General features: G+C 61.7%; 14 protein-coding genes and 1 pseudogene. 8 read left to right on the top strand and 7 right to left on the bottom strand.

The genetic code is table 11. The features are described from left to right. Positions 1-38: 38 nt before the first annotated feature. From NKJ35_RS00265 to NKJ35_RS00280, 4 genes are all read right to left on the bottom strand, one after another. Positions 39-1,706 (bottom strand): vWA domain-containing protein, encoded by a 1,668-nt coding sequence (locus tag NKJ35_RS00265; RefSeq protein WP_352644220.1) that lies wholly within the window; start codon positions 1,704-1,706, stop codon positions 39-41. 111 nt (positions 1,707-1,817) lie between these two features. Continuing rightward, a complete protein-coding gene (locus NKJ35_RS00270) occupies positions 1,818-2,816 on the bottom strand; it encodes a GlxA family transcriptional regulator (RefSeq protein ID WP_254820541.1) in 999 nt (332 codons plus the stop codon). A gap of 16 nt (positions 2,817-2,832) precedes the next feature. Beyond that, entirely contained in the window at positions 2,833-3,732 is a 900-nt protein-coding gene (gene folD / locus NKJ35_RS00275; RefSeq protein WP_352644222.1) for a bifunctional methylenetetrahydrofolate dehydrogenase/methenyltetrahydrofolate cyclohydrolase FolD, read from the bottom strand. A 201-nt stretch (positions 3,733-3,933) separates the two neighbouring features. Then, entirely contained in the window at positions 3,934-4,671 is a 738-nt protein-coding gene (locus NKJ35_RS00280; RefSeq protein WP_352644224.1) for a hypothetical protein, read from the bottom strand. A gap of 224 nt (positions 4,672-4,895) precedes the next feature. On the opposite strand from NKJ35_RS00280, the gene proC reads away from it, so the two are divergent. Then, on the top strand, positions 4,896-5,711 hold the full coding sequence (proC, locus tag NKJ35_RS00285; protein WP_352644226.1) for a pyrroline-5-carboxylate reductase: 816 nt from the start codon (positions 4,896-4,898) through the stop codon (positions 5,709-5,711). A 14-nt stretch (positions 5,712-5,725) separates the two neighbouring features. Here proC and NKJ35_RS00290 read toward each other — a convergent pair whose 3' ends face one another. The 3 genes from NKJ35_RS00290 to NKJ35_RS00300 form a co-directional block, all read right to left on the bottom strand. Further along, positions 5,726-6,118 (bottom strand): type II toxin-antitoxin system VapC family toxin, encoded by a 393-nt coding sequence (locus NKJ35_RS00290; protein WP_352644228.1) that lies wholly within the window; start codon positions 6,116-6,118, stop codon positions 5,726-5,728. Then, positions 6,118-6,360, bottom strand: a complete 243-nt coding sequence (locus NKJ35_RS00295; protein ID WP_254820546.1) for a type II toxin-antitoxin system VapB family antitoxin — start codon at positions 6,358-6,360, stop codon at positions 6,118-6,120. Before NKJ35_RS00295 ends, NKJ35_RS00290 begins: the two co-directional genes overlap by 1 nt. Before the next feature lie 102 nt (positions 6,361-6,462). After that, positions 6,463-7,776, bottom strand: coding sequence for an NAD(P)H-dependent oxidoreductase (locus NKJ35_RS00300; RefSeq protein ID WP_352644230.1), 1,314 nt, complete (start codon positions 7,774-7,776; stop codon positions 6,463-6,465). A gap of 382 nt (positions 7,777-8,158) precedes the next feature. Between NKJ35_RS00300 and NKJ35_RS00305 the strand changes: the two genes are divergently transcribed. From NKJ35_RS00305 to NKJ35_RS00335, 7 genes and pseudogenes are all read left to right on the top strand, one after another. Further along, the gene (locus NKJ35_RS00305) at positions 8,159-9,391 is read left to right on the top strand and encodes a pilus assembly protein TadG-related protein (protein ID WP_352644232.1); all 1,233 of its coding nucleotides are present in this window, start codon (positions 8,159-8,161) and stop codon (positions 9,389-9,391) included. A gap of 26 nt (positions 9,392-9,417) precedes the next feature. Further along, the gene (locus tag NKJ35_RS00310; protein WP_352644234.1) at positions 9,418-9,837 is read left to right on the top strand and encodes a TadE/TadG family type IV pilus assembly protein; all 420 of its coding nucleotides are present in this window, start codon (positions 9,418-9,420) and stop codon (positions 9,835-9,837) included. Positions 9,838-9,877: 40 nt separating this feature from the next. Continuing rightward, positions 9,878-10,231 carry a TadE/TadG family type IV pilus assembly protein gene (locus NKJ35_RS00315; protein ID WP_352475868.1) on the top strand — a complete coding sequence of 118 codons (354 nt, stop codon included), beginning with the start codon at positions 9,878-9,880 and terminating at the stop codon, positions 10,229-10,231. A gap of 204 nt (positions 10,232-10,435) precedes the next feature. Continuing rightward, positions 10,436-11,317 carry a YihY/virulence factor BrkB family protein gene (locus NKJ35_RS00320; protein WP_352508644.1) on the top strand — a complete coding sequence of 294 codons (882 nt, stop codon included), beginning with the start codon at positions 10,436-10,438 and terminating at the stop codon, positions 11,315-11,317. Further along, positions 11,307-11,438: a hypothetical protein gene (locus NKJ35_RS00325; protein ID WP_352508643.1), complete on the top strand. Its 132-nt coding sequence runs from the start codon at positions 11,307-11,309 to the stop codon at positions 11,436-11,438. Before NKJ35_RS00320 ends, NKJ35_RS00325 begins: the two co-directional genes overlap by 11 nt. Beyond that, positions 11,405-11,545, top strand: a pseudogene (locus NKJ35_RS00330) (SDR family oxidoreductase); the annotation flags it as partial. The gene NKJ35_RS00325 and the pseudogene NKJ35_RS00330, both read left to right, overlap by 34 nt. A gap of 117 nt (positions 11,546-11,662) precedes the next feature. Continuing rightward, positions 11,663-12,166: a DUF2314 domain-containing protein gene (locus tag NKJ35_RS00335; protein WP_352644236.1), complete on the top strand. Its 504-nt coding sequence runs from the start codon at positions 11,663-11,665 to the stop codon at positions 12,164-12,166. Positions 12,167-12,191: the final 25 nt, after the last annotated feature.

Consider the following 12,191-nt stretch of genomic DNA (forward strand, 5'->3'; position numbering starts at 1 on the left):
GGCAATAAGGAAGAGCGGCTGACGGCTCTCCCCTGGATCTATTGAACCGTCAGTTCGGCTCGCGCGCCGGCCCTGACCGTTACCGTGCCTTCCTTCGAGCTGTTGTCCGATTTCTCCGAAACCACCGCGTAGTCACCGGCCGACAGGGTGGCTTCATACTTCTGGTCATAGGCGTAGCCCACCGACTTGCGGGTTCCGTCGATGTTCTTCCTGGCCTCGAATATCTCGATCTTCGAGGCCCCTGGCGCGGTTATCGTCAGCATGCCGGCGTTCATCGCGATCTTCAGATCCTGATCGTCGCCAACCTTGACGCTGAACGGCTGCTCGGCAACCGCAAGGTCGACCGTCGCGACCAGCACATAATCGTCGGGCGGCAGATCGAACTTGCTGTCCGGACCGTAGGCATAAGTCACCTCCCGCCTGGTTCCGTCGACGCTCTTTTTCGCCTGGAGCACCTTGAAGCCGACGCCCGAACCCTCGGCCTTGTCGCCGCCGGCAGCATAATAGGCGTTGGCGACGATACGCCCGACGCCGACGATGACGTCCTTGTCGATGACCCTGCCGGCGGCAAGCGGGATCGTCTCGGTAACCATGCCCTGGCCGATCGTGACGGTCACCTTCTGGTCGCCGGCCGGCAGCACGACTTTCGTGTCGCCGTAATAGGTCGGCGGGGTGTCGACGCCGGGATAGCCGACTACGACAGCCGCGCCGCCGTCAACGTCCGCTCCTTCGCTTGGCCGCGGGTGGATGACCAGCGTGCCGGCATTCAGATTGAAGTGCGGCTTGGCGGCCTGGCCAGGCTCTATCTTGATCTTCTGTTCGGCCCTGGCCTCGCCGGCGCGTGCGACGACGATATAGTCGCCCGGCTCAAGATTGCCCTTGTAGGCGCCATATTCAGTGGTGACGGGATCGCCGCGCGTGCCGTCGGAATTTGCCTTGTAGATCTCCCAGGCATTGCCGTCGGTGACGGGATCGCCACCCTCGGCAAGCACGACGGTGGGCACGAAATTGGACTCCGCCGGCTGCGCGGGCGCCGGCTGGGGAGCAGGCTGCGGGGCGGGAGCCGGTTCAGGGGCGGGTGGCGGAGGCGCGACGGTCTCGACGAGAGCGTCCTGCAATGCCTTTTCATCCGACGCTTCGATATATTTGCCGCCGGTGTTTTCGGCGAGGCAAGCGACCTGCTTGCCCTCGGCCGCCGTCAGGCCGAAGCCGACGACATTGACGGTGAAGTCGACGCCGGCAGCCTCCAGTTCCTTGCCGAGCGCACAGGGGTCGCCGTTGCATGTCTCGATGCCATCGGTGATGAGAACGACCGTCGCCTTGCCCTCGGTGTATTTCAACGCCTCCGCCGCTTGTTTGACGGCGGCGGTCAGCGGCGTCCTGCCCTGAAATTTCAGGCTGTCGGCCGCGGCTGAGATCGCACTGGCCGAGCCGGCCTGCGGTGGCACGATGAGTTCGATGTCGTCACAACTGGCCTTCTCGCGATGGCCATAGGCCATGAGGCCGATTTCCTCGTCGGCGGGGACCGATTGCAGTACGTTCCGCAGCGATTGACGGGCGATTTCGAGCTTGGGCTTGCCGTCGATCTGCGCCCACATCGAGCCGGAGGCATCGAGAACGATAATGACGCGATCGGCGGCGAAGCCGAACCCCGTCATCCACAGCAGCAGGGTCGCCGCCGCGGCGCTCCGCACAAATCCCACCATCGAATATTTCCCCATCAGTCGCCGCCGCTCGGCGCCGGAAAGCTATTTGACGCCGCGTCGCGACACAAGCCCGGCTGGAGCACGAAGCTGCGCCGCCGCTGTGCAAAACCCTCAATAGGTCGTGCGGCGTTCCTCGGAAGGCGGCCGGCCGAACTGCAGCCGATAGCTCTGGGCAAAATAGGAATGCGAGGTGAAGCCGGTGGCGATCGCCACGTCGAGGATCGGCATGTTGGTCTGGCGCAGCAGTTCGCGCGCCCGCTCGAGCCTAAGCCGCATATAGTAGCGCCCGGGCGTCACGCTGAGATGGCGCAGGAACAGGCGCTCGACCTGGCGCACCGACAGGCCCGCCGACTTGGCAAGCTGCACCGCCGACAGCGGCTCGTCGAGATGGTCGGCCATCAGCTCGACGATTCGGCGGAGCTTCTCCGACTTGCCGGTCAGGTCGCGCTCCGGGCCGACGCGCTGGCGGTCACCGGCCGAGCGGATGCGCTCATGCTGGAACTGGTTGGCGACGCCATTGGCGAGGCTCGAACCGAAATCACCGCGCACGATCTCCAGCATCAGGTCGATCGAGGTGGTGCCGCCTGCGCAAGTGTAGCGCTTGCGGTCGATCTCGAAGACGTTGCCGGTGCAGTTGATATCCGGGAAACGCTCGAGGAAACCGGCGCGGTTTTCCCAATGGATGGTGCAGCGATAGCCATCGAGCTGGCCTGCCTCGGCAAGCAGATAGGAGCCGACCGAAAGCGCGCCGAGCGCATTACCGCGCCGGCCCCAGCTGCGCAGCGCCGCCAGCACCTTGCTCTTGCCGGGAAATTCCGTCGTCAGCCCGACCGAGACGAACAGGATATCGACCGGCGGCAGATCGGCGACGGCGTAGTCGATCTTGAGCGGCAGGCCGTTGGACGCCATGACGGCATCGCCGTCGGCCGACACCGTCGTCCAGCCATAGAAATCGCGGCCGAGCAGCCGGTTCGCCGACCGGAACGTGTCGATTGCCGCTGCCAGCGAGAACATAGAGAACTTGTCGACCAGCAGAAACCCGAACTGCCGGCCGCCCTGAACGGGATCATTGGTGACCGGCCGTTCTAAGGGAACAGTGAGGTTCGGCAAGGACGCTGCTTTCTGGTCAGAAGGAAGGCCGTTTCAACCCGGCCGCGAGATAGGCGGAAGCTAGCGTGTTGGCCATCAGCATGGCAATGGTCATCGGTCCGACGCCGCCAGGCACCGGCGTGATGGCGCCGGCCGCCGTCGCTGCTTCGGCAAAGGCGACATCGCCGACGAGGCGGGTCTTGCCTTCACCCTTCTCAGATGCGGCGATGCGGTTGATGCCGACGTCGATGACGGTTGCGCCAGGCTTGACCCAGTCACCGCGGACCATTTCGGGCCGGCCGACGGCTGCAACCAGAATATCGGCGGTGCGGGCAAGCGCCGGCAGGTCCCTGGTGCGGCTGTGTGCGATGGTGACGGTGCAGTTGGCGGCAAGCAGAAGATTGGCCATCGGTTTGCCGACGATGTTCGAACGCCCGACGACGACCGCATTGAGGCCGGACAGGTCCTTGCCGCGCACCCGTTCGATCAGCAGCATCGAGCCGGCCGGCGTGCAAGGCACGAAGGCGGTCTCGAGCTCGCCGGTGCCGAGCTTGCCGACATTGATGAAGTGGAAGCCGTCGACATCCTTCTCCGGCGCTATGGTCTGGATGATCTTGCCGGCGTCGATATGGCCGGGAAGCGGAAGCTGCACCAGGATGCCGTTGATGGCCGGATCGGCATTGAGCTGGCCGATGATCTTCAAAAGGTCCGGCTCGGAGGTTTCGGCCGGCAGCGTGTGCTGAACCGAATGGAAGCCGCATTCCTTGGCGGTACGGGATTTGGATGCGACATAGACCTGGCTCGCCGGATCCTCGCCGACGATGACCACCGCGAGACCGGGCTGCTGCCCACCTTTTTCCGCTAGTTCGGCGGTCAGTGTCTTGACCCGCCGCACCACGTCTTCGGCGACGCTTTTTCCGTCAATCAACTCGGCCATGAACCACCCTCGACGCCTATTGCTAAGCCTGCCGCATCCATGCGGCGTGCTCCAGATATGTTTTTATGCAGGTCGTTGCCCAGAACCATGCGCGGGCGGGCGGACATGCAGCGCGGCATTTTCACGAAAATCGAGCCGGGCAATCCCGTCAATGCGCCGTCCCATGCCGTTAACTCGAAACCGGCATGTTTTATTCGACGCTCAGAAATAGCGGCGATGCGTGCGGTTTTCGGTGAGCTCGCGAACCGCCTTGCGGAATTCGCGCAGGCTGGCGCGGATTTCCTCGATCTGGCTTTGCTGATCGGCGGCTTCCGAGGCCTGAATTGCGTCCCTCGACCAGGCCTGAGTATGTGCCGAATGCGGCGGCGTGCGTTGCTGCGGATACGATGCCCGACCGGCATAGAGCGGCTGCGGGTAGAAGGCAGGCGACATGGCTGCGCTTGAGTTTGTCGCGGTGGAAGTTTCACCGGATGCCCTCTGCGCCGGCGCTCTGCCGGGCATGAGCCGGCTCAGCGCCGACAACACGGCACCGATCGGACCCGGACGTTTGGTGCGCGCGACCTCGACCGGCAGAGCGGGAGGCGGCGCTGCCGGGTATGCGGCGCGATCAGCGGAACCGGAATCGGGGCCGTCAAGGGAGCCTACGGGGTCGAAAAACCGATCGGCAGCTGTAGCCTCTTCCATCAGCATGGTGCCGGCCTTTGGCTCATCAGGATGGGGCTGGCCTATGCCGGCATCTGCCAACAGGATCGGGCTGGCACGCGCTTCGCGGCGCGAGCGGGCCAGACGATGGCGTGTGGCGGCATCCTCGCGCCATGACGGGGCTGTACGGTCCTCCAGGGAAACCAGCGCTGCTTCGTCTTCGTCGCGCGCTGCCTCGACGAACGACAGCAGGGACTGCTCGTTCCTCCAGTGTTCACGATTATTCCTATAAGCCATGGTTTCTGGAGCTTCCCCCTCGGGCTGGGACGTCGCGACCGCCACTGGTTAAGCGATGCTAAACACGCATAGAAAATAAAAGGTTAATGTGATCGCCGCGCGCCTGCGCGGCTACATGCGCATCCAACCGCACGGTCCGAGTTTCCGCCTGATCACAGTCCCAACGGGGCTTCCCCGCCCTGCCGCGAACGGCTATGGGAAGCCATCTCTATGGGAGGCTTTCGATGACGATCAGGCTTGTTCTCGCCGGTTGCGGCAATATGGGCTCCGCAATGCTTTCGGGCTGGCTGAAAGCCGGCAAGCTCGCTCCGGCTGCGGTGTTCGTGGTCGAGCCCAATGCCGAGTTGCGCAAGCGTGCCGAAGCACTGGGCTGCTCTGCTGCCGCGGACGCCGGCGCCATCCCGGCGGACGCCGTGCCGGCCCTCGTCGTGATAGCGGTCAAGCCGCAGGTGATCCGCGACGTCACCGCTGGCTATATCCGCTTCAACGATGGCCGAACCACTTTCCTCAGCATCGCCGCCGGGACGCCGGTCGCTACGTTCGAAGGCATTCTCGGCGATCGTGCGCCGATCCTGCGCTGCATGCCCAACACGCCGGCGGCGATCGGCAAGGGCATGATGGTGCTGTTTCCCAACAGGCTGGTTTCCGAAGACACCAAACGCCTTGTCGCCGACCTGCTTTCGGCAAACGGGCAAGTGGCCGATATCGGCGACGAGGGCCTGATGGACGCGGTGACGGCGGTCTCCGGGTCGGGGCCGGCCTATATCTTCCACTTCATCGAAGCGCTGACCGTGGCCGCCGAGAAGGCCGGCCTGCCTGGCAAGGTCGCGAAGCTCCTGGCCATGCAAACGGTCTACGGCGCCGCCTCGCTTGCCGCCGAAAGCGGCGAGGAGCCCGGCGTGCTTAGACAGCAGGTGACCAGCCCCAACGGCACCACGGCTGCCGCCCTTGCCGTGCTGATGGGCGAGGACCGTCTGACGCGCCTGCTCACTGAGGCGGTGGAAGCGGCGCGGCTGCGATCGATCGAACTGGGGAAGTAACAGCCGATTGCGGATTACGCGGGATCGGTATGCGAAAAGTCGTTGCCCTTGTAGAGCAGTGCGGAGCCATGACTTTTTGCGCAAGCATAAGAAAGGCAGTCGGCTAAGTTGAGCTGGGCGGGATGTCCGCGCCCCTTTCCGTAATCTGAAAATGCATGGATTGCGAGCTTGGCATCGCTGGCGTCGATAGGCACAATTTCGATTTCAGCCTCGCGAAGAAACGCCTCTATCGCATCTCCGGCGACAACCGGCGGCACGGCAAGCATCGTCGAAAGCCGCATCGCCGCTTCAAGCACCACCAACGCCGAAGTTATTCTTGCGGGCGCTGCCTCGATGCGGTTGCTCCACTCGCCGGCATCCTCTTCGCCTGAAAGAATCGCGACAACCACGGAGGTGTCGACGAACATCAGGAATGGCCCCACATCTCATCGATCTCATCCTTCGTCATAGCCCGACCATCTTGGCCTGCCTTGGCCTTGAAGTCGTTGGCAATGGCAGCAAGCCGCTCGGCCAAGGGAATGCGTCCGCTCTCCCGCTTCAACTCGGATTCAAGCGCTTCGATGACCGCTTCCGTCATAGAAATCTTGCGTTTGGCAGCAAGCTCTCGCGCCAGTTCGCGTGCGCGCGGATCCCTGATCTGAAGATTCATGTAATCGCCTCCGCCTTCATCGTCACTACAATATAGAGAATTCGTCATGACAACGCCAGTGCTCGGCCGGAGGCCATTGCGACGGCTCACCGGTCGAGAGCCTTACGCTCCATACAGCATCCCGTCCTGCAGCCGGCGCAAGGCGAACAGCCTGGTCGTCGGGTCGGGCGCGGCATTGTCGGCGGTGAGCAATTCGCCTTGCCGCACCTGTTTCAGCACCTTGCCGCCTTCGAGCAGGCCGACGGGCACGGCGCGATGGGCGCGGGCTTCTTCGACGGTCATGGTCCAGGAGCGGTAGCAGGTCTCGCCGATCGCATCGAACGTCTCGCCCGTCGCCAGATCGCGCTTGGCCACGGCGCAGACCTCGGCCACCGGCCGTGGCAGCGGCACCATGTCGGGCTTGCCATAAAGCGCGATGCGAGCGGCCGTCAGCGGCACTTCCAGCGAGGTCAGATGGTAGGGCCTGAAGAAGCTGTAATAGGGGCCGTGGCCGATATGCAGATCGTCCATGCGCTCGATGATGCGCGGATGCGTCGCCTCGACGATTACGAAGACGCCGGGCGCCACGCCCTTGCCGACGGTGTAGTCGACGACGCCGTTCTTCGACAGGATGCCGCCCTGCTCGCGCGGGATCAGCACCTTGACCAGCTCGTCGCGATCGGCCTTGGGGCCGTGCATGCCGGGAACGTCGGGCACCAGCCCGGTGGCGTTGGCAATGGCGCACATCTCAACCATGGTTTTCGAGCCGTCGACGAACTCGACCAGCATGCGCGGATTCATGTTGCGGCGTAGCGCTTCCTCGCGATAGTCGTCGGGAACGGCGTCGTGGTTGAGCGGGTTGTTCTTGCCCTTGCCGGCGGAGACGATGGTGTAGCCGAGCGCCGAGGCGAACTCGATCAGCTCCATGCAGCTCGACGGCTCGTCGCCGGCGCCGACCGAATAGACGACGCCGAGCCGGTCGGCCTGCTGCTTCAGATAACAGCCGATAGTGACGTCGGCCTCGACATTCATCATCACCAGATGCTTGCCGTGCTGCATCGCCATCAGGTCGAAATCGGCGGCGACGCCGGGCTTGCCGGTAGCATCGATGACGACATCGATAAGCGGATTGGTGACCAGCATTTCGTTCGAGGTGATGGCGATCTTGCCGCTTTCGATCGCCTGGCTGAGCTTCGACGGCGTATTGGCCTCCCGTGCCATCGCCTCGTCGCCATAGGCGATGCGGATGGCATCACGCGCCGTATGCGGGCGGCGCGTCGAGATCGCGCAAACCGAAATGCCCGGCATCAGCATGCCTTGCGTCACCAGGTCGGTTCCCATCTCGCCGGAACCGATGACGCCGATGCGCACCGGGCGGCCTTGTGCGGCGCGCTTGGCAAGATCGCGGGCAAGCCCGGTCAAGGCGACATTGGTCATACGAGAGCGTCCACTGCTTTACGTCTTTGTTTTGTGCATGTCGCTGTCCCAAAACCGCGGCACACTTGGGCAACATGCATCAGGATGCGGGAATAGCAGGGAACGGTAACGGTTTGCCAACGAAACCGGCCGCCGGCGGTGTTTTCTTGCGCTTGGCCCCAAAATTCGGATTGCTTTCTGTGAAGACAATGCACCCGGCCAAAGTGTTACCGACGGTCCTGTGGGCCCAACGTCCGCGTTCTCAGATATTAGAAAATGCCTCTCAGGGCACAACCGGCGAACGGGTGCAGCAGAACCGCTAAGCGCCGTTTGAATGGATCACAGCCAAGAAATGGACGGAAATTCTTAGTTATTCCTTTATGCATCCCGGCTTAAATGAGGAATGGACTGGCGTGCCCGTATCTTCAGGCGTTTTTTCTGCATGCGACGAACCGGCAAGAGTGGCAACGTTGCCACTATTTTTGCCCTGTCGTTGCCGATCGTCGTCGGCGGCGCGGGTCTCGGCGTTGAGACTTCGTACTGGTATTACAGCGGCCTGAAGCTACAAGCGGTGGCGGATGCGGCAGCCTATGCTGGCGCTTTGGAAAAGGTTTCAGGATCCGACAAACCAACGATAGTCTCCGCCGCGACATTGTCTGCGACAACGAATGGCTGGGACCCGTCGACAGGCACAATCGAAATCTTCACGCCCCCGTCCTCCGGCCCGAATGTGGCCCAAAAGGCTGTCGAGGTCATCGTTCATCAGACCCTCGATCGGTTTTTTACATCGATATTCACGCAAAATGCGGTCGGCGCACAGGCAAGAGCGGTGGCTCTTATCACCGACGCCTCAAAGGCCTGCGCTCTAGCTCTCAATCATTCCGCTCCGAAAGCGGCGCTCTTTTCCGGCAGTTCGAATCTCAAACTGAACGGCTGCGTCGTGATGTCGAATTCGATAGCCGCGGACGCCATCAAGCTTCAGGGATCGGCAAGCCTTCAGGTCGATTGCCTGGTATCGGCAGGCGGTGTTTCGTTGAGCAACCCCGTGACGACCGTGTGCGCCAGGCCGATAACCCAGGCGTTGCCCGCTGCCGATCCTTTTGCCGACTTGCCGGCGCCACCGGCCACGAACCCCTGTCGAAACAGCAATCAGTCGGTGTTGCAACCTGGAACATACTGCAGGGGGCTCAGCTTGAGCGGCAATGTAACGCTTTCGCCCGGGATATACGTCATTCAAGGCGGTGATTTCAAAGCGAACTCGAACGCGAATATTTCCGGCGACGGAGTCATCATTTATCTGGCCGGCAGCTCCGGCGTCAGCATGAACGGCACGGCCACCGTCAAGCTCAGCGCACCAACGTCGGGCACCTATTCGGGGGTGCTGTTTTACGGCGACAAAGCCAACCTGACTGGATCGAACACGGTTAATGGCACGGCAGATTCGCTTTTGACCGGCGCTTTGTATTTTCCAACGCAAGACGTTAATTATCTCGGCAATTTCTCGGGCAAAGGCGGTTGCACTCAGGTCGTCGCCAATACCGTGCAGTGGTCCGGCAACGCGAACGTCAATCAGGACTGCACGAGCCTTGGAATGCGAGACATTCCGGCCACGCAATCCATAAAGCTTGTCGAGTAATCTTCGTGACAGGGTCAGCAGTCCGGATGTTCCGCAGCGATTCGGGTGCTGCCGCGGTAGAGTTTGCGCTGATTGTGCCGATCCTTTGCCTGGTACTCCTTGGCATCATTGACGGCTGGTCCTTTGTGTCGAACGCGTTGTCGATGCGTGCAGGCGTCAAAACGGCGGCGAATCTCGTGATGCAAGGAGCAGCCGAGGATGCGACTATCCAAGCTGTCGCTCTTTCAGGCTGGGAAAACCATCCCGGCGACGCGCAGGTGACGCTGAGCCGGAAACATATGTGCGGGACCACCGTGGTCGATCCATCTGTCCTGTGCGACAGTTTGAAAGCTCCCGCGGTTTTCGTCGAAATCCAAGCGACAGCCACCTGGTCACCGCCCTTCAGTTTCGGCGCGTTTTCGCTCTCGCGCGCGCTCACTCACCAACAGGTGATCCGTGTTCGCTAAAGCGAGGGCCTTCATACGGGGAGCATCAGGCGGAGCTGCGTTGGAGTTTGCGCTGATCGCCCCTGTTCTGATAATGGTCTTGATCGGCGTCTTCGCATTCGGCTGGGCCTTGAATGCCATGTCCAGTGTTCGGTATACGCTGGAAACGTCCGCGCGTGCGCTGCAGATGAAGAACTCGCTGACGCAGGCCGAGATAGAAGCCATAGCCACGGCAAAATTGCTGACTTTGGGATTGAAAGACGTAGACGTAACAATAGCAATCGACGCCCCCAGCGGCGGCTTTCGAATGGCACATCTCACGGCCAGGTATGCTTTCGTTATCGAGTTCCCGTACTTCGATCGGTATCCGATAAATTATGGGACGACCGTCGCAGTTCCATTGGTTGGATCATGAGCGCGTCCAATTTCCTTAGGCAATAAGGGTTGAGCGGCTCAACGAAAGCGGCTGCGTCGGTTTTCCCGCGGGCTACCGCAATTCGGCCAGCAACACCTGCACCTCGGCGAGGTTTTTTCAGAGCCGGCGGCCAAGGTCGTCCACTACCCCTCGCCCACTTCTATCTCGCCGCTACTTGTTTAATGACAATTATGCGAGGCCCACATGTGGAACTTGGCGACAGAGGGCTGGGTACTCCTCAGGCAAAGCATCCTCGGCTTCGTCAACGACAATGCGCTGAGCCATGGGGCGGCGATAGCGTTTTATGCCACGACTTCGCTTGCGCCGATCCTGCTCATCGTTGTCGCTATCGCCGGCATGGCCTTCGGGCACGAGGCGGCGCAACTCGCCCTTTCGGCACAGATCGCCGGCCTGATGGGGCCGCAAAGTGCCGAGCTGCTGCAGGCGACGATCGAGAACGCCTCGCAGAAGGAAGCGGGAACCCTTGCCAGCATTCTGGGGCTGGTCACGTTGTTCGTCGCCGCATCCGGCGTGTTCGGCGAAATGCAGCTGGCGCTGAACGAGATCTGGAAAGTCAAACCGAGCGGGGCAACGATCTCGCGGCTGGTTCGGGCACGCATTGCAAGCCTGGGCCTGGTCGCCGCGCTTGGTTTCCTGCTCCTGGTGTCGCTGGTCGTAAGCGCTGCAATTTCGGCGCTCGGAGAGGTCATCAACGCCTATCTGCCGTTCGGCACCATCATCCTGAGCGCCATCAACGGGATCGTCTCGTTTGCCCTGATCACGCTGCTGTTTGCCGCGATCTACAAGGTGCTGCCCGACCGCAGCCTGCAATGGCGCGATGTCGGCCTCGGCGCCGTGGTCACCGGGTTTCTGTTCACCATCGGCAAGTCGCTGATTGGCTGGTATATCGGAACCAGCGCCATCTCATCGTCATACGGCGCGGCCGGCGCTCTGCTCGTCGTGCTGTTATGGGTCTACTATTCGGCGGAGATATTTCTGCTGGGCGCCGAATTCACGCGAGCCTATTCGGTCCGACACGGCAGCCGGACCGATTTGAAGAACAAGGTGGAATCGCATGACAAATGAATTCACGCCGAAATTCGACCTGGCCGGCAAGGTGGTGCTGGTTACCGGCGCCTCGCGCGGCATCGGCCGCGCCTGCGCACTCGCCTGCATGTGCTCGGCCACATCCCGCTCGGCCGCATAGGCGACCCGATCGACGTCGCCGGCACCGTGGTGTTCTTCGCCTTGCCGGCGGCGTCACTGATCACCGGCGCGAATATATTGGTGGATGGCGGTTGGTCGCTAGCGTGATAGGGCTCTTTGGCTGGTAGTGCGACACCGCCTCGCGAGTGCCGCCTCCCCACACCGGAAGAAGCGCGCGGACTTCGCAGGTCGTGAGCGGTTCAAGGTTAGTCCAAGAGGTCTTTTATGGGCGAAAAATCTCAATCGAACAGTGAATTCGACGAACCGCGGAATGAGCCACTCTTCACGACTATCTCGCAGACAGACCCCGCCTTCCTTGCAGCTTACGATCGCGCACTTGCGAGTGTGCCGACATTTGTCGAACACATCGAGAGAAATGCAGATGCCTTCTGTTCCGCGAAGCTTCGGTTTCGCGATCCCGACGAGTCCGAACGTCTTGGGGAGGACAACTTTGTTTTCCTTTGGCTTGCCGCAGTGCATTATCATGCTGAGGAGCGGCTATTTTCGGGTACGTTTTTCGGGGTGCCACCCGAGCTTCAGAAATGGCATCAAGTCGGACAGCGACTTGCATTTGAAGGCGACGATATTTTCGATTGGATGGTTCTCGACGCGGGGCACTTGCATGGGGGATTCACATTGCGCGTAACCCGAGACAAGCTTCCTGAGAAAGATCGCGGCTCATACGATCGATACATCGGGGTTTCGGTTTATGAGCCACTGCCGTCCTGATTCAACGCATGCCTAATGGCCTGGT

The sequence above is a fragment of the Mesorhizobium sp. M0136 genome, from assembly GCF_040322515.1.
Taxonomy (GTDB): domain Bacteria; phylum Pseudomonadota; class Alphaproteobacteria; order Rhizobiales; family Rhizobiaceae; genus Mesorhizobium.

Bases quoted from the DNA above. Each gene is read 5' to 3' on its own strand.
- NKJ35_RS00265 (WP_352644220.1), bottom strand. From the start codon at position 1,706: ATGGTGGGATTTGTGCGGAGCGCCGCGGCGGCGACCCTGCTGCTGTGG.
- folD (WP_352644222.1), bottom strand. From the start codon at position 3,732: ATGGCCGAGTTGATTGACGGAAAAAGCGTCGCCGAAGACGTGGTGCGG.
- NKJ35_RS00280 (WP_352644224.1), bottom strand. From the start codon at position 4,671: ATGGCTTATAGGAATAATCGTGAACACTGGAGGAACGAGCAGTCCCTG.
- proC (WP_352644226.1), top strand. From the start codon at position 4,896: ATGACGATCAGGCTTGTTCTCGCCGGTTGCGGCAATATGGGCTCCGCA.
- NKJ35_RS00290 (WP_352644228.1), bottom strand. From the start codon at position 6,118: ATGTTCGTCGACACCTCCGTGGTTGTCGCGATTCTTTCAGGCGAAGAG.
- NKJ35_RS00295 (WP_254820546.1), bottom strand. From the start codon at position 6,360: ATGAATCTTCAGATCAGGGATCCGCGCGCACGCGAACTGGCGCGAGAG.
- NKJ35_RS00300 (WP_352644230.1), bottom strand. From the start codon at position 7,776: ATGACCAATGTCGCCTTGACCGGGCTTGCCCGCGATCTTGCCAAGCGC.
- NKJ35_RS00305 (WP_352644232.1), top strand. From the start codon at position 8,159: ATGGACTGGCGTGCCCGTATCTTCAGGCGTTTTTTCTGCATGCGACGA.
- NKJ35_RS00310 (WP_352644234.1), top strand. From the start codon at position 9,418: ATGTTCCGCAGCGATTCGGGTGCTGCCGCGGTAGAGTTTGCGCTGATT.
- NKJ35_RS00320 (WP_352508644.1), top strand. From the start codon at position 10,436: ATGTGGAACTTGGCGACAGAGGGCTGGGTACTCCTCAGGCAAAGCATC.
- NKJ35_RS00325 (WP_352508643.1), top strand. From the start codon at position 11,307: ATGACAAATGAATTCACGCCGAAATTCGACCTGGCCGGCAAGGTGGTG.
- NKJ35_RS00335 (WP_352644236.1), top strand. From the start codon at position 11,663: ATGGGCGAAAAATCTCAATCGAACAGTGAATTCGACGAACCGCGGAAT.